General features: G+C 61.6%; 17 protein-coding genes. 10 read left to right on the forward strand and 7 right to left on the reverse strand.

Translation table 11 applies throughout. The features are described from left to right. Positions 1-121 precede the first annotated feature (121 nt). From HU749_RS09555 to HU749_RS09565, 3 genes are all read left to right on the forward strand, one after another. On the forward strand, positions 122-412 hold the full coding sequence (locus tag HU749_RS09555) for a hypothetical protein (protein WP_039588883.1): 291 nt from the start codon (positions 122-124) through the stop codon (positions 410-412). Between the two features lie 105 nt (positions 413-517). Further along, positions 518-1273 carry a CHAD domain-containing protein gene (locus HU749_RS09560; protein WP_186649732.1) on the forward strand — a complete coding sequence of 252 codons (756 nt, stop codon included), beginning with the start codon at positions 518-520 and terminating at the stop codon, positions 1271-1273. 144 nt (positions 1274-1417) lie between these two features. Next, entirely contained in the window at positions 1418-2215 is a 798-nt protein-coding gene (locus HU749_RS09565; protein WP_186649734.1) for an acyl-CoA thioesterase, read from the forward strand. A gap of 27 nt (positions 2216-2242) precedes the next feature. On the opposite strand, the gene HU749_RS09570 is transcribed toward HU749_RS09565, so the two are convergent. The 3 genes from HU749_RS09570 to HU749_RS09580 form a co-directional block, all read right to left on the reverse strand. Continuing rightward, positions 2243-2617, reverse strand: a complete 375-nt coding sequence (locus tag HU749_RS09570) for an Mpo1-like protein (RefSeq protein WP_046063749.1) — start codon at positions 2615-2617, stop codon at positions 2243-2245. A 258-nt stretch (positions 2618-2875) separates the two neighbouring features. Continuing rightward, positions 2876-4357 (reverse strand): methyl-accepting chemotaxis protein, encoded by a 1482-nt coding sequence (locus HU749_RS09575; protein ID WP_046063750.1) that lies wholly within the window; start codon positions 4355-4357, stop codon positions 2876-2878. A gap of 244 nt (positions 4358-4601) precedes the next feature. After that, complete coding sequence (locus HU749_RS09580; RefSeq protein WP_018603038.1) at positions 4602-5411, reverse strand: TatD family hydrolase; 810 nt, start codon at positions 5409-5411, stop codon at positions 4602-4604. A 235-nt stretch (positions 5412-5646) separates the two neighbouring features. Between HU749_RS09580 and HU749_RS09585 the strand changes: the two genes are divergently transcribed. From HU749_RS09585 to HU749_RS09595, 3 genes are all read left to right on the forward strand, one after another. After that, positions 5647-7068 (forward strand): MltF family protein, encoded by a 1422-nt coding sequence (locus tag HU749_RS09585; RefSeq protein WP_079304294.1) that lies wholly within the window; start codon positions 5647-5649, stop codon positions 7066-7068. A gap of 100 nt (positions 7069-7168) precedes the next feature. Then, positions 7169-7603 (forward strand): DoxX family protein, encoded by a 435-nt coding sequence (locus tag HU749_RS09590; RefSeq protein WP_053186701.1) that lies wholly within the window; start codon positions 7169-7171, stop codon positions 7601-7603. Positions 7604-8812: 1209 nt separating this feature from the next. Next, positions 8813-9121 carry a hypothetical protein gene (locus HU749_RS09595; protein WP_024618163.1) on the forward strand — a complete coding sequence of 103 codons (309 nt, stop codon included), beginning with the start codon at positions 8813-8815 and terminating at the stop codon, positions 9119-9121. A gap of 8 nt (positions 9122-9129) precedes the next feature. On the opposite strand, the gene greB is transcribed toward HU749_RS09595, so the two are convergent. From greB to HU749_RS09610, 3 genes are read right to left on the reverse strand one after another with little or no spacing between them, the layout of a single operon-like run. Further along, positions 9130-9627 carry a transcription elongation factor GreB gene (gene greB, locus HU749_RS09600; protein WP_003199337.1) on the reverse strand — a complete coding sequence of 166 codons (498 nt, stop codon included), beginning with the start codon at positions 9625-9627 and terminating at the stop codon, positions 9130-9132. 34 nt (positions 9628-9661) lie between these two features. Continuing rightward, entirely contained in the window at positions 9662-12166 is a 2505-nt protein-coding gene (locus HU749_RS09605; protein WP_186652263.1) for an ABC transporter permease, read from the reverse strand. After that, positions 12166-12849 (reverse strand): ABC transporter ATP-binding protein, encoded by a 684-nt coding sequence (locus HU749_RS09610; protein ID WP_003199342.1) that lies wholly within the window; start codon positions 12847-12849, stop codon positions 12166-12168. Before HU749_RS09610 ends, HU749_RS09605 begins: the two co-directional genes overlap by 1 nt. Before the next feature lie 10 nt (positions 12850-12859). Here HU749_RS09610 and HU749_RS09615 point away from each other — a divergent pair, with 10 nt between their 5' ends. The 3 genes from HU749_RS09615 (at position 12860) to HU749_RS09625 (ending at position 15013) form a co-directional block, all read left to right on the forward strand. Beyond that, positions 12860-13465, forward strand: a complete 606-nt coding sequence (locus HU749_RS09615) for an arylesterase (RefSeq protein ID WP_014337266.1) — start codon at positions 12860-12862, stop codon at positions 13463-13465. Between the two features lie 56 nt (positions 13466-13521). Next, positions 13522-13815 (forward strand): hypothetical protein, encoded by a 294-nt coding sequence (locus HU749_RS09620; RefSeq protein ID WP_003199347.1) that lies wholly within the window; start codon positions 13522-13524, stop codon positions 13813-13815. A 226-nt stretch (positions 13816-14041) separates the two neighbouring features. Continuing rightward, on the forward strand, positions 14042-15013 hold the full coding sequence (locus tag HU749_RS09625; RefSeq protein ID WP_014337267.1) for a L,D-transpeptidase family protein: 972 nt from the start codon (positions 14042-14044) through the stop codon (positions 15011-15013). A gap of 124 nt (positions 15014-15137) precedes the next feature. Here the strand turns inward: HU749_RS09625 and oprI are convergent, their stop codons facing one another. Further along, positions 15138-15389, reverse strand: coding sequence for an outer membrane lipoprotei OprI (gene oprI, locus HU749_RS09630; protein ID WP_003183784.1), 252 nt, complete (start codon positions 15387-15389; stop codon positions 15138-15140). 635 nt (positions 15390-16024) lie between these two features. Between oprI and HU749_RS09635 the strand changes: the two genes are divergently transcribed. Continuing rightward, positions 16025-16306, forward strand: coding sequence for a GNAT family N-acetyltransferase (locus HU749_RS09635; protein WP_014337268.1), 282 nt, complete (start codon positions 16025-16027; stop codon positions 16304-16306). Positions 16307-16360: the final 54 nt, after the last annotated feature.

Here is a 16360-nt window from a genome sequence, read left to right on the forward strand (position 1 = left end):
ACGCCGGCGTGGCATTTGCGTATTCTCATCCACACTGAATTTACACGGTCGGGTCTTGGCACTTTTTGCCGGCGCGACCGTCTTACCAGCACGACTGTTTTCCTGACTTGAGGTGTAATCGATGAAAGCCCGGATCTGCCTGCCCCTGGTGGCATCCCTGATGGTTCTGGCCCTGGCCGGTTGCGCAGGCAAAACCGCTTACCGTGACAGCTGCGGCAGCCAACTCGACAGCGCCTGGCGTGAGCTGGACCTGGCCAAGGCCGAAGGTTTTGCCGGCACCGTCAGCTACTCCAAGGCCCTGTCCCTGCTGACGGGTGCCAAGACCCAGCAGCAATTCGAAGCATTCGAAGGCTGCACCAAGAAAGCCGAGAAGGCGCGTTTCTACATCCGCGAGTCCCGCGCCGGACGATAAAGGCAGCGACAAGCAATCAACTGCAAGCTACAAGGGAAGGATGCCAAATCGTTTTCCACTTGTAGCTTGCGGCTTGACGCTCAACGCTGTGTACGGAGTACGTCCATGATTGATCGGCTGGTGGCCCGAATACTGGGCCTGGAAGTCCGCCTGCTGGCCTGTCAGGCCCGCCTGAATGTCCATACCGACAGCGAAGCGCTGCATGACCTGCGCACCACGGTTCGCCGTTTGCGCAGCCTGCTTCGCCCATTGCGTGGGTTGCCCGGCGTCGAACAGCTGGAGACGGCTGCTTCGGCGGTCGGTACCCTGACCACGCCCTTGCGCGACCGGGAAGTGTTGGCCGCTTACCTGGAGCAGCATGGCCAGGCCGAGGCGGCGCGGCGACGCCAGGTGCAAATGGCCGAGGCTTATCCCGCCGTGGCCGCGAGTGTTGAACTGGCGCAGTTGCTGATGATCATCGATGCCTTCCCGCGCTTCATTCGCGCCGCCCAGCGTGAGGGCCTGCTCAAGGGCTTGCGCAAACGCATCGAAAAGCGCCTGGACAAACAGTGGAAGAAACTCGGCGAAGCCCTGCGCGATCCAGCCCATGACCGCCATCGATTGCGCTTGCTGATCAAGCGCGTGCGCTACGCCATCGAAGCCTACCCAGAACTCGACCGCCTGCCCGAAGCAGCCATGCCCCGGCTCAAGTCCGCCCAGGCCGCGCTGGGCGATTGGCACGATTGCTGGCAATGGCTGGCCAGGGCCAAGGAAGAAACCGATCTGCACGCTTGTGTGCCCACCTGGCACGCCACGATGGACAAGGCTGAGGCCAGGTCCGACAAGGTGCTCGACAAGCTGCTTGTCAGTTGCTTCAAATAATCCTGAACCCAGCACATCCCCCTCTGTGGGGTTAATTCAAAGACTGCGGCTTTTCTGTCAGTCTCTTTGGCCGGAATGAGCCCTGTGCCGCCAGCCCGGGCTGGTTAAGATCCGTTCATCTTTTTCCCTGTTTTCGAGGTCGTCATGCGCTTTTCCGATTTGATCGATGCCGTGCGCCGGCAGCCAGGTGCGGTGAGCATTGCGCCTGAGTGGGGCCAGGGGCGGGCCAGTTTTGGTGGGTTGGTGGCGGCACTGCAATATGAGGCGATGCGTGCCCAAGTGCAGGCGGATCGCCCGGTGCGCTCGCTGGCGATCACCTTTGTCGGCCCGGTCGAACCCGATGTGCCTGTCAGTTTCGAAGTCGACGTGTTGCGTGAAGGCAAGGCAGTGAGCCAGGTGCTGGGGCGCGCGGTGCAGAACGGCCAGGTGGTGACCGTGGTGCAAGGCAGTTTCGGCGCATCGCGCTCGTCCGTAGTGGCGGTGCAGGCCGACCCCGCGCCAGAATTCAAAAGCGTGGAGCAATGCCAGGAACTGCCTTACGTCAAGGGCATGACCCCGGAATTCATGCGGCACCTGGCGATGCGCTGGAGTGTTGGCGGCTTGCCGTTCAGCGGCAATAAATCCCGGAGCATGGGCGGCTGGGTGCGCTTGCGCGGCGATGTGCAGGAGGAGCCGCTGAACGAAAGTCATATCCTGGCCTTGGTGGACGCCTGGCCGCCGGCCTTGTTGCCGCACCTTTCGCAAATGGCCCCGGGCAGCACGCTCACGTGGACCATCGAGTTCGTCCAGCCGCTGCTGGAACTCACGACACTGGACTGGTGCAAGTACCTGGCCGAGATCGAACATGCCCAGGACGGCTACGGCCATGTCGCCGCGAAGTTCTGGAGCGCAGATGGCCGCTTGATCGCCCTGAGTCGGCAGACGGTCACGATCTTTGGGTAAGGCTGCTCCGGTTAAGACTTGCTTCGGTCAAGGCTTGCGGTGGTGACGGTGGCGCTCCCGCCAGGCGCGCCACCAGCCACCGCTGAGAAAGAACCGCGGAAAAGTCAGGAACTGTTCCACCAGCAGGCGTGACACGGCATCCTTGCGATCGCTGAACGGCTCGGAGGCCTGGGCCTCCAGGCTGTGTCCGTGACGTTGCAAGCCGAGCGCCGCGACCAGGCCGATGATGCCGATGGCGATATCACCCAGGCTCAAGCTGAACACCCCCGACACAATCAGCAGAAACGCGATGATGAACAGCGGCACGGCAATCAGGTGCAACACCAGGTTGGTGGGGTGCCGATGATTGTTGGGGTAGGCGCGCCATTGCCAGGCCGGAAGATTGGGGTGACGTTTGCCCATGATGCTGTTCCTTGAATGAAACTTAATAATCCAAGGATAGGTCCGGTCGGGCGGGGCGGCGAATGGCGGTTGGCTATCGAAGCGATAGGCGGCCATACAGTTTTGCTGTTGTGGCGAGGGACTTATCTGTGGGAGCAAGGCTTGCCCGCGATGGGCGCGATGCGGTCTTTGGTGAACCGAGGTGCCCCCATCGCGGGCAAGCCTTGCTCCCACAGAGAGAATCTCCTCACCACAGTGGGACTAGGGCAAGCCAGCGTTCTACAGTTTCAACTGCCCAATCGCCTTGCTCAACTCGCCCGCCAACGTCGCCAATTCGTGGCTGGTGGTGGCTGAGTCGACGGTCTGGCGCACGGTGTTCTCGGTCACGTCGCGAATGCTCACCACTGCTCGGTTCATTTCCTCGGCGACGTGGCTCTGCTGTTCGGCCGCGACAGCGATCTGGGTGTTGCTCTCGCGCATTTGCGCAACCGCTGCGGTGATCTGTGCCAACGCATCGCCGGCCTCGCGGGCCTGTTGCACGCAATCGTCTGCCTTGAGCGAGCTCTCCTGCATGAAGTCCACCGCGTCTCGAGTCCCGGCCTGCAGGGCCGAGACCATGGTGGTGATTTCATCGGTGGAGGTCTGTACCCGCTTGGCCAGGTTGCGCACCTCGTCGGCCACCACGGCAAAACCCCGGCCCATTTCTCCAGCCCGTGCTGCTTCGATCGCCGCGTTCAGGGCCAGCAGATTGGTTTGTTCGGCGATGCTGTGGATCACGCTGACCACCCCGTTGATCTTCTGGCTGTCTTCGGCCAGGCGCTGGATCATTTCGGCGGTCTGCTGCACACCCGAAGACAGCCCGGTGATCGACTGCTGCACCCGACCGACCACTTCCTGACCGTTGCCGGCCAGGGTGTCGGCGGTTTTCGACAGGTCGCGGGTGGCGCCGGCATGCTGGGCGATGTGATAAACCGTGGCGGACATTTCGTTGATCGCCGTGGCCGCCTGATCGGTTTCGCTTTGCTGGCCGAGCATGCCGTGACGAACATCGTTCATGCTCGACGCCAGGCGCGCCGCACCGCTGTCCAACTGCCGGGCGGTGCTGGCAACGGTGTCGACCACCCGTTGATAACCGGCCTGCATGGCGTTGAACGCCGCCGCCATCTGGCCCACTTCGTCCTTGCAGGCCAGGGGCACGCGGGCGGACAGGTCACCGGTTTTTTCCACGTGCAGCATCACGTCTTTGAGTGTGTTGAGCTGGCTGAGCAGAAAACGGATCAACAGCTGCGAGGCGCCCAGCATCGCCAGCATCAACACGAACACGGCTGCGGCGTATTGGCTGAAGCGTTCACCGAACACTTGGCTCAGGCTCACACCTTGGGCCAGCACGGCGATTTGTTGGCCGTCACCACGACGGATCACTTGGGCGCCCAGCAGCGGGTCGTCGCCAAACAGCAGTGCGCTGTCGAGTTTGACCCAGCCGTTGGCCTGGGCCAGTGAGGGCAACGGTTGTTTGTTGAACACTGGGACTTGGTCGCGCTGGAATACCAGGAGGTCATCGGCCTTGGGCAGGGGTTGGCTGGCCGGCCAGGCAGCAAGCACGTGTGCCTGGGCCTGGGCATTCGCCTGGGCTGCGTGGTTGCGCGCCTGCTGTTCGAGGTGCACCGCGTAGAGCACCAGCAGCAACGTGGTGACAAAGGCGACCGCATTGACCGCCCAGAATTTGTATTTCAACGAGATATTGCTAAGCCAGGCACCCATGGAAGGTCTTCTCTGATAGCGGAAACAGCATTGGCAAGGTGCCATTATTCTGCCGCTACTCAGGTGACGGGATTTTGATGTGGGTCAACAGACAACATCGAACCCAGGATTTTGATATGGGCCCACAGACAATCAGATCCCCTTGTGGGAGCGGGCTTGCTCGCGAATGCGTTGAGTCAGTCACTATTGTATTTGCTGATCCACCGCATTCGCGAGCAAGCCCGCTCCCACAGGAGATGTGTGTTTATTCGGAAATGGCGGGTAAACCAAAAAACGCCCGGGCGCACGCGGTGCTGTGGGCTGCCAGGTCTTCCTGGGTTTCGCCCCGGTGCAACGCCACTTCGCGCAGGACCTCCGTCAGGTAGGCTGGTTCATTGCGGCCATTCTTGGGTTTGGGCCTCAGCGTGCGGGGCAGCAGGTACGGTGCGTCGCTTTCGAGCATCAGCCGACCACGAGGTATCTCGCGCACCAACGGGTGCAGGTGCGTGCCCCTGCGTTCGTCGCAGATCCAGCCGGTGATGCCAATGTGCAGGTCCAGATCGAGGTAGCTGAACAGTGCCTTTTTTTCACCCGTGAAGCAGTGCACCACGGCCGCCGGCAACTGATCGCGAAAATCCCGGAGGATGTCCAGCAAGCGCTGGTCGGCGTCGCGTTCATGCAGGAACACCGGCAGTTGCAATTGGACTGCCAAGGCAAGGTGCTCCTCCAGGACCTTTTCCTGCTGCGGTCGGGGGGAGAAGTCCCGGTTGAAATCCAGTCCGCATTCACCCACCGCGCGGACTCGGCTGTGCATCAGCAGCTCCTTGAGGTGCCGGGCGCTGTCGGCGGTCCACTCGCTGGCGCTGTGGGGGTGAATGCCGGCGGTGGAAAACAGCCGCTCACCCGTGTCGTCGAGGTGTTGGCACAGTTCCAGAGCCTGTTCGCTGCCCTCGATACTGGTGCCGGTCAAGACCAGTTGGCAGACCCCGGATTCATAGGCGCGCTCGAGCACCGCTTGATGTTTGTCGGCGAAACTGGGGTTGGTCAGGTTGACGCCGATATCGATGAGTTGCATGGTGCTACCTCGGCCCAAAGGTTGGAAAGCATATCAGAGCTGTAGATTTATAAGAAAAGCCAAGAACTACAACGAGTTGAGGCTGTCTGTTAAGGCCGCGAGACACATCGGGTTGGTATAAAAGCCATCACTGTGCCAGTCTTCCGCACTTTTTCAGCGCCCCAGGCGCTCTGTTTCTGTCGACTCAGCCTCGTTTTCAAGGGAGGCGGTCCGCAGTATTCCTTCCGGAGAGTGGATGACACGTCCCCAGGTATTGCTACTGTTGTGTTGTTCGCTGTTGTTGCCAATGCCGGCCGAAGCGCGGCTGCCCGGACCGGTGCAGGCGGTAGCGCCGGGCACGGTGCGCGACCTGGCGCAAATCCGCAGCAGCCGGGTGTTGAAGGTGTTGGTCAACCAGAGCCGCAACAGCTCCGGTGAAGTCCAGGGGCAACCCATTGGCGTCGAGTACCATCGACTGCGTGCTTTCGAGCAATACCTCAACGGCCACGCCCGGGATGGCCAGGAAATCACCCTCAAGATCATTCCCAAGGCCAAGGACCAATTGCTCGGCGCCCTGCAGCGCGGGGAGGGCGACCTTGTGGCACCGGGTGAATTGCTCGAGCCCCAGGCCGGCCAGGCGGTCAGCGCCAGCAATCCGATCCGTACCGACGTGCCATTGCTGCTGGTGGGTATCAAGGGCGAGAAGCGCTACACCCGCGTGGAACAACTTTCCGGCAAGACCCTGGCCCTGCCCAACGGCAGCGCAGCGGGCGACGCCGTGGGCCAGATCAACCAGAAGCTGGCGCTGCTTAAGCTGCCGCCGGTGAAGATCGAATGGGTCGATCCCTCCCTGGCTGTGGAGGATGTCCTGGAAATGGTCCAGGGCGGGATTTTTCATTTGACCATCGTCGAGCAGCCCATCGCGGAGCGCTGGGGCAAGATCCTGCCCAAGCTGCGCTTCGACCGCCAGGTGCTGATCGGCGAGCCGGGTGACGAGTATTGGTTCGTTCGCCGTGACGCCGCCATGCTGCGGGCGAGCATCGATCGATTCCTGGTGACCTATAAGGTGCCCTCCAACCAGGACGCTGCATTCCTGCGTATCTACCGGCGTTTGTACCAGGTCCACTATCCGTTGGCCCGGGCCAATCGACAACGCCTGGAAAAACTGCGCCCGGTGCTGCAAAAACATGCCGATGCCCAAGGCATGGACTGGCTCAACCTGGCGGCCCTGGCCTTCAAGGAGTCAGCCCTGCAACCCAACGCCCGCAGCGGTGCAGGCCCCACCGGCCTGATGCAGATCACCCCGTCGGCGGCCCAGCGGGTCGGGGTCGGTAATATCCAGAACCTGGATGCCAATGTGCAGGCCGGCGCCAAGTACCTGGCCCTCATCCGCCGCAAGTTCTTTGCCAGCCCCAAGCTCAACGAGCGCGAGCGCATGGCCTTCGTCCTGGCCGCCTACAACATGGGCCCCGAACGCGTCCAAGGCATGCGAGCCGAGGCCCGGCGGCGGGGGCTGAACCCCAACCAATGGTTCTTTCAGGTTGAGCGCATTGCCATGGAACAGGTGGGAATGGGCGCCGTCAGCTACGTTAATAGTGTGAATAAGTACTACTTGGCGTTTGACCGTGAACGCGAGTCGCTGGAGCCTGGAGATCAAAAGGTTGCCCAGCGTAAATAATCGATTAATTCGATTTCTATCTCGCATTTTTTGCGCTTTTAGTACAAGTTTTTTTGATTAATATAGCGGCCAACAACCACACACCTAGGGATGAACCCGCATGAGCTCGTTGATCAATAAAGTCTTGTTTACTCGCGCTGGCTACGGCCTGACGGTCCTGCGCATTGTCGTTGGTGTCATATTTGCCGCCCACGGCTCGCAGAAACTCTTCGGCCTGTTCGGTGGCTACGGCTTGGCAGGCACGGCGCAGTGGATGGAAAGCATCGGCCTGACCCCAGGTTACGTGATGGCGACACTGGCGGGCGGTACTGAGTTTTTCGCCGGGTTGGCGCTGATCATCGGCTTGCTCGCGCGTCCTGCAGCACTGGGCCTGGCCTTCCTGTCGCTGGTGGCGATTTTCTCCGTGCACATCGGTAACGGCTTGTTCATGGCCAACAACGGTTATGAGTTTGCCCTGGCGTTGCTGGCGGGCAGTATTGCCGTACTGATCGAAGGGGCGGGCAAGCTGTCGGTCGATCGTGCCATTGCGGGTTGAGTGCACGATTTGAACCCGTCTTGTACGTGATGCTGTTCACTTCGGAAAAACGGCGCTTCTTCCAGAAATGGGAAAGCGCCGTTTTTTTTGGTTTTGTTGTTTTGGTGTGTATATCCGTTTTTTGCGTAACGGCGGCTTATGGTTCCGCTCTTACAGCGGGTCACTTTTGAGAAGCGCAAAAGTAACCAAAACGCTTCTGCCCCACCACTTGGCACCTCGCTTAGGCTCGGTGTGCCCTCACTCCGGCATTGCTCCGTGGGCCCGCCGCGAAGGGCCATCCATGGCCCAGCGCGGCTATCCCGGCATCCATGCCGGGATGCCCACTCCACAATGCCTGCGTTCGGCCAGCGTGGTTAACGGGGCGCCGAGATCAACGTCCACCGCGAGGCGGCCTTATAGCCGACCTGGTTCTTGGTGGGACCGTGTTTTTCCTGTGGGAGCGGGCTTGCTCGCGAAGGCGGTGTGTCAGTTTGCGGTGATGTTGGATGTGCCGGCCTCATCGCGAGCAAGCTCGCTCCCACAGGTTTTTATATCGTGTGCAAATGTTGTGAACGCCCACAACCCCCTGTGGGAGCGAGCTTGCTCGCGATAGCGGTGGTGCAACCACATAGATACTGGACATGCACCGCTCTGGCTTTGCTTTGCTTTGCTTTGCTTTGCTTTTGATCTTGATCTGAACGCCCCGTTAAACCACGCTGGCCGAACGCAGGCATTGCGCAGTGGGCACCTCGGCATGGATGCCGAGGTAGCCGCGCTGGGCCATGGATGGCCCTTCGCGGCGGGCCCACGGAGCAATGCCGGAGTGAGGGCATGCCGAGCCTAGGCGAGGCACCGAGTGGTGGGGCAAAGCGCTTTTGGTTACTTTTGGCGCTCTTCCAAAAGTGACCCGCTGTAAGAGCGGAACCGTAAGTGGCCGTTACCGCAGAAACGGATATACACACCAACCCACGCCTCTCGGAACAGATAATCAGAAAACAGCATTACCGTCTTCTACGGGCCTTTTTATGCGGAGTGATTCTTGACACTGGCCAGTCAGCTTCTCTAGGATGCCGCTCATGCGCCGATTTAAACAGCTACTTGCGGGGCGCCAGGTGACTCGTCCAGTTGCCGATAGAAGCCGGAAGACAAGGCTTCGAAATACCGCTAAAGCGCTGGTTCGGTGTTGCCTCTCACCTGCCATGCAGACTTTTGAGGCAGAGACACGACACGATGAACGCACCCAGCCCCCTTGTACGTCTTGCGCCGATCACGGCGAACCTTGTGCAACGCAACCCGAAAATTCTCCTGGGCGGCACTCACCAGCCAACGCTCTTGCGCTATCTCGACGGTTGGCCGCGTCGCAACCACGGGCCCGCCGCTTTCCTGATCCAGTTTGTCGAAGACGGTGAGTCGCTGGCGCGGTTCGCCAATGACAGTTTCGACCTGGCCGTCATCCAGTCCCCCAGCGCGGCGGACGCTCCTGAAATGATCCGGCAACTGACCCGTGTCGCCCGGCAGGGCTTGATCACGCGCCGCTGAGGCGAGGATTACGGATACGCGATGTCCACGATGTAGACCCGTTTCTCGCCGGTAGGCGTCTGGACGCTGACCTCGGCATCCAGGGCCTTGCCGATCAGGGCCCGGGCCAACGGTGAGTCGATACTGATTAGGTTCTGCTTCAGGTCCAGCTCGTCCGGGCCGACGATGCGATAGCGTGATTCCTTGCCATCCTCATCTTCGACCGTCACCCAGGCACCAAAGTACACCTTGTTCGGATCGCTGGGTTTTTCACTGACCACTTTGAGCGCTTCAAGGCGCTTGGTGAGGAAGCGCACGCGACTGTCGATTTCCCGCAGCATTTTCTTGCCGTAGGTGTATTCGGCATTTTCCGAACGGTCACCCTGGGCCGCCGCCTCGCTGACCGCCTGGGTCACCTGGGGACGGCGCACATGCCACAGCTCATGGAATTCGGCGCGCATCCGCGCTTCACCCTCGGGGGTGATCAGCGCGGTGCCGGCGGTGCGAGGTGGGCGATAACGGCTCATGGCAACTTCTTGTAATAGCGAAGCCGGGAGTCTATCAACCCTCGCGCAATACTGTCAGCGGGCTGGCGTTGAGCGCTCGACGGGTGCCAAACACCCCGGCCGCACCGATCAACAAGGCCCCCAGCAGCGGCAATGCCAACAGCCATGGATGCGGATGCCAGGGCAGGTCGAAGGCGTACCGGTAAAGCACCAGGCTCACCAGTTCCGAACCCAGGGCCGCAAGCAGACCGCTGACCGCGCCCAGCAGGCCGAACTCGATGCGCCGGGCCTTGACCAGCAGAGGCCGTTCGGCGCCCAGTGCGCGCAACAGCGCGCCTTGGTGAATCCGCTCGTCGAGCGTCGCCTGCAGGCCGGAAAACAGCACCGCCATCCCCGCCGCCAGCACAAACAGCAACACGTACTCCACCGCCAGGGTCACCTGGGCCAGAATGCTGCGCAGTTGCTCGAGCAGGGCTTCGACTTGCAGGATCGTCACCGCCGGAAAGGCCCGGGACAGGTCGACGATCTGTTGGTCGTGGCCCGGCGCCAGGTAGAAACTGGTGAGATAGGTCGCCGGCAGATCCTTCAATGTGCCGGGCTGGAAGATCATGAAGAAGTTGGGCTGGAAATTGTCCCAGTTGATCTCCCGCAGGCTGGTGACCTTCGCTTCACGGTTGACACCCCCCACGCTGAACACCAGGCGGTCGCCCAGTTTGATCTTGAGGTTCTCGGCCACTTTGCCTTCCACCGAAACCCCGGGGATATCGTCCGGTGGCTGCTGCGGCCACCAGGCCCCTGCGGTGACGATGTTGCCCGCCGGCAGGTCTTCGGCCCAGGTCAGGCTCAGGTCACGTTGCAGCGCCCGGTCACCGGCCGATTCCTTGGTGACGAACTCTGTGGCCGGCTCGCCATTGATGCTGATGAGACGCCCGGGTACCACGGGGTAGAGCGGGGCCGATTGCGCCGACAATGCCAGCAGCTTGTCGGTGAAGGCCTGCTTGTCGTTGGGCAGGATATTCAGGGCGAAATAGTTCGGGGCGTTTTTTGGCAACTGGTTTTGCCAGGTGTCCAGTAATTCACCGCGTAACAGCGCGATCAGCGCCATGGACAGCAGGATCAGGCCGAACGCCAGGGCCTGGCCCGCCGCCGCCAAGGGATGGCGCAGCAATTGGCCGAGGCCCAGCCGCCAGGGCAAGGCGGCGCGGGCCAGCAGGCGACGCAGGCTCTGGAGCAGCAGCAACAACAAGCTGCCGAGCACCAGTGCGGCAACGACGCCACCACCGAGCAGGGCGAAGGTCAGGACCAGATCCAGGCTCAGGCGCCACATGATCAGGCCCAGGGCACCCAACGCGGCACCGTAGATCACCCAGGAGCTGGAGGGGATCGGCAGCATGTCCCGGCGCAGCACGCGCAACGGTGGTACCCGGCCCAGCGCAGCCAGTGGCGGCAGGGCGAACCCTGCCAGCGCCACCAGCCCGGTGCCGATCCCGGCGATCGCCGGCAGCAGGCCACCCGGCGGAACGGTGGTGGGCAGCAGGTCATGCAGCAGGGCGAACAGGCCCAGTTGGGCGATCCAGCCGAGCAGGGCGCCACTGATGCTGGCGAGCAGGCCCAGCACCATCAATTGCAGGCTGAACAGCGCCATGGTTTCCCGGCGTGACAGGCCCAGGCAGCGTAGCAGCGCACTGGCATCGAAACGTCGGGTGGCAAAGCGGTTGGCCGAGAGCGCGACGGCGACACCGGACAGCAACACCGCCACCAGGCTGGCCATGTTCAGGTAGCGTTCGGCCTTGCCCAGGGCCCCACCGATCTGCCGGTTGCCGTCGCGGGCATCCTGCAGGCGTTGGTTGGCTTCAAGGCCCGGCTTGACCAGGTCGCGGTAGGTTTGCAGCGCCGGCGCCGGGCCACGCCACAGGTCGCGATAGCTGACACGGCTGCCCGGTTGGACCACGCCGGTGGCCTCCAGGTCCTTGAGGTTGATCAGCACCCGCGGGGTGAGGCTGTAGAAGTTGCCGGCGCGGTCGGGCTCGTAAGTCAGTACGCGGCTCAGGCGCAAGGTCTGGTTGCCGACGTCGATGCTGTCGCCGATCTTCAGGTCCAGTGCCGTCAGCAGTCGTGCTTCGACCCAGGCCTCGCCAGGGTTCGGACGTCCGCCGATTTCTTCCGGGGCGAACGGGGTTGGGGTGCTTTTCAGCTCGCCTCGCAGGGGGTAGCTGTCATCGGCCGCCTTGACGCTGGACAGTTGGATGCCATTGTCGGTGGCCACGACACTGGAGAACTCCACGACCCGGGCGTGTTCCAGGCCCAGTTCGGTGCCGCTGCGGATCTGCTCCGGGCGGGCAGGGGAGCTGCCTTCGAGCAGCAGGTCGGCACCGAGGAACTCGGTGGCGCGCATCATCATCGCGCCGTTGAGGCGCGCGCCGAAGTAACCGATGGCGGTACTTGCCGCCACCGCCACCAGCAGGGCGAAGAACAACACCCGCAACTCACCGGCGCGGGCATCGCGAAGCAATTGACGGACAGCGAGACTGAACAGGCGCAACAGCGGCAAGCGTGCCATCAAGGCTCCAGAGGGGCGACCATCTCGCCGGCTTCAAGTCGGATCAGGCGCCGGCAGCGATGGGCCAGGCGTTCATCATGGGTCACCAGCACCAGGGTCGTGCCGCGTTCCTTGTTCAATTCGAACAGCAAGTCGCTGATGCGCTCGCCGGTGTGGCTGTCGAGGTTGCCGGTGGGTTCGTCGGCAAACAGCACGTCGGGCTCGGCGGCAAAGGCGCGGGCAATCGCCACCCGTTGCTGTTCGCCACCGGAGAGCTGGCGCGGCGAGTGGGTCAGGCGCTGGCCCAGGCCAACGCGCTGCAACAGTTGCGTGGCGCGTTCGCGGGCATCCTTGCGCCCGTCCAGTTCCAGCGGCAGCATGACGTTTTCCAGTGCGTTGAGGCTGTCGAGCAACTGGAACGACTGGAAGACGAAACCGACATGCTCGGCGCGGATCCGCGCGCGCTGGTCTTCATCCAGTGCGCTGAGGGCCTGGCCGGCGAGCGTCACCTCGCCGCTGCTGGGCAGGTCGAGGCCGGCCAGCAGACCCAGGAGGGTGGATTTGCCGGAACCGGACGCGCCAACGATGGCCAGGCTGTCGCCCTTGTTCAGTTCCAGGCTGAGTTCGTGCAGGATGGTCAGTTCACCTTCCGCGCTGGAGACCACTTTGCTAAGGTCCGTCGCGGTGAGAATGCTTGAGCCCATGGAGAATCCGATGCGTGTGTGGTTTTTGAGTGCCGGCCTGGCCTTGATGTGCATGGCCCAGAACGCAGCGGCGGGTACAGTCCTGATCGTTGGCGATAGTATCAGCGCGGCTTTCGGCCTGGATACCCGGCAAGGGTGGGTGTCGTTGCTCGAACAACGGCTCAAGGCCGAGGGTTTTGACGATAAAGTGGTCAATGCGTCCATCAGTGGCGACACCAGCGCCGGAGGCCAGGCGCGGCTGCCGGCGCTGCTTGCAGCCCATAAGCCGGACCTGGTGATCCTGGAACTGGGTGGCAACGATGGCTTGCGCGGACAGCCGCCAACACAATTGCAACAAAACCTTGCAGCGATGATCGACAGCGCCCGCGCCAGCGGAGCCAAGGTGCTTTTGCTGGGCATGCAACTGCCGCCCAATTACGGGCGGCGCTACACCGAGGCCTTTGCCCGGGTCTACAGCACCGTGGCCGAGGAGAAGAAAGTCCCGTTGGTGCCGTTTTTCCTCAAGGACGTCGGTGGCATCCCGACCATGATGCAAGGCGACGGATTGCACCCGTCCGTCGCGGCCCAGGGCCAGTTGCTGGAAAATGTCTGGCCGACGCTGAAACCGCTGCTTTGACGCTTTTCTACGGGCGGGCTTTCGGCTAATGTGGCGCCCCCGATTTGGAGCCCTCGATGCCGCGTCCCGCCTGGTCCCTGTTTGCCTACCAACTGATCGAGCCTGACGAGCAGCTGGATCTGTTCGCCTGCCAGGAAGTACGGGTGCACTTGGTGACCCGGCAGTTGGAGCTGGGTGGCTCGGCCGACCGGACCCTCTGCGGCAGCCTGCTGCCGGCCCAGCCGCGCTGGTCGAGCGTCGATCGCAAGATTTTCCAGGATCATCGCCTGTGCTCGCTGTGCCGGGCGATCCTGGAATCCCAGAAGCGCGGCACTTCGCCGATCTGGCCGGAGCTGCGGTTCGAGCTGTAATCCCCGTTCCAGTGTGGGAGCGAGCTTGCTCGCGATAGGGCCGGCACCTCCGATACAGGATGAGCAGGCCCACCGCTATCGCGAGCAAGCTCGCTCCCACAGGGGGCATTTCAACTTCCAGGCATGTTGCACATCGGACGCCTTTGTACCGCTCTCCCCGAAATAACAGGTGGCAGTGTACAATCGCCGTTTTCATACCCTGTTCGATCTGCGAAGGATTTCCCGGATGTTGCCGCGCTTGCCTGCCGTCGCCCGCTGCCTGTCTCTTGCCGCCCTGTGTATGGCGGGCCCCGTTGCCGCCCTGGAGCTGCCTCTGCCACCGCCGGGTGAAGACATCATTGGCCAGGTGCAGGTCATCAAGGCCAAATACGAAGACACCTTCGCCGACTTGGGCACCACCTATGACCTGGGCTACAGCGAGATGGTCGCCGCCAACCCGGGCGTCGATCCCTGGTTGCCGGGTGCTGGCACCGAGATCGTGCTGCCGACTCGCTTCATCCTGCCACCGGGCCCGCGCGAAGGCATCGTGATCAACCTGGCCGAGTACCGTCTCTACTATTTCCCCAAGGGGCGGAACGTGGTCTACACCTTCCCGCTGGGGATTGGGCGTGAGGGCTGGGGATCGCCGATCGCCCACACCAGCATCATCGCCAAGACACCGAACCCGACCTGGACCCCGCCGGCATCGATCAAGGCCGAACACGCCGCCGACGGCGACCCGCTGCCGAATGTCGTGCCGGCCGGTCCCGATAACCCGCTGGGCCCGTTCAAGTTCACCCTGGGCACCCCGGGCTACCTGATCCATGGTTCGAACAAGAAGTTCGGCATCGGCATGCGGACCAGCCACGGCTGCTTCCGGATGTTCAACAACAACGTCCTGGAAATGGCGGGCATGGTGCCGGTGGGTACATCGGTGCGGATCATCAACGACCCCTACAAGCTGGGCTTGAGCGGTGGCAAGGTGTACCTGGAAGCTCACACACCGTTGGACGACAAGGGCAACCCGTCGGTGGTGGACAAGCACACCGCAGTGATCAACGCGATGCTCAAGCGTGAAGACATCACCAGCAACTTGCGCATGAACTGGGACGTGGTGCGGGACGTGGTAGCGGCCGAAGATGGCCTGCCGGTGGAAATCGCTATTCCGAACACCTCGGCACCGATGGTTACGAGCGCGCCGATCGACTTGCAGCAGTAAAAAGCTCGAAAACAACCCGCCGACGTTTCGCGATGTCGGCGGGTTTTTTATTGCCTGCTAAAACTCAAGCAATAAAAAAGCCGACCCAAAAATGGGTCGGCTCGATAACAATCCCGAGGGACTATTACTTGCGGCTAGCTTTTTCCAGCATGCGCAGAGCACGCTCGTTAGCTTCGTCAGCAGTCTGTTGTGCTTTTTGAGCAGCAGCCAGAGCTTCATCAGCTTTACGGTAAGCTTCGTCTGCACGAGCCTGGGAGCGAGCTGCTGCGTCTTCGGTAGCAGTCAAACGTGCTTCGGTTTCTTTCGATGCGCTGCTGCAACCGGTAGCCAGAACTGCGGCCAGGGCCAGAGCAGAGAATTTCAGAACGTTGTTCATCGGTTTCCCCTTCAAGGACTTTCTATTAGTGACTGTCTCCCCAGACTGAGGAGTTAGCCGGCGTACATACTACCCATTACTTGTAGTAAGTAAACTGACGTAGCGCAAGAAGCAAAAAAATTGTAGGCGGTGATTCTTTTTCGAGCAACTTTTCTTAGGGTTGTTTAAAAAATATACAGCCCCAAGCCCTTGGCTGGAGCGCGTCGGCGGAAAAAAGTTCCGCAGCGGGGCGAACTCTTGCAGCCCTCGCTAACGTCGTTGTTTATTGATTCACCTACACTTTTGTACATTTTTTGTGCAGTCCTCCAGGCATCTTTATTGGTATTGGCGGTGACTTTAACTACGCGCGCTCGTCTCAAGACTCAACAACTGGCGATGTTCAGCTATTTGCACCGTGACCGACTACAGCGCGACGATGGCGCTCAATCGATAAACCCGACCAGGTTTACCCCCTTCGATGACAGGCGTGCCTTGAGCATTTGCGTCATTGGTGCCTACTATTCACGACGTGCTCGGGTTTGAGCGGATCGGTTTTGGCGCTCGGTGACCAGGAAGGCACGGGGTGGCGTAGATGTTCCTTCGCCGGAAAAACATCGGTAAGGTAGGGGTCGCATTCAGACCCGCGAGGAGTAGTGATGAGCGAGGCGGTTTCCATCCACCATGACCAGGCTGGTCATCAGTTCGAGACCAATGTGGACGGTCATCGTGCCTATCTGACCTATATGGACCTGGGCAAGCAGACCCTGGACATCTATCGCACCTTCGTGCCCAACGCCTTGCGTGGCCGAGGCATCGCAGCCGCGTTGACCGAACGGGCGCTGCAGTACGCCGAAGAAATGGGCTACACGGTGATCCCGTCCTGCTCCTACGTGGAGCGCTACATGGAGCGTCACCAGCGGCACGCGGCGAAACTCTGAGAAAACGGATTCCCAAAAAAACGCCGGGCTGAAGAGCCCGGCGTTTTTTTATGC

Source organism: Pseudomonas ogarae, assembly GCF_014268695.2.
Classification (GTDB): domain Bacteria; phylum Pseudomonadota; class Gammaproteobacteria; order Pseudomonadales; family Pseudomonadaceae; genus Aquipseudomonas; species Aquipseudomonas kilonensis.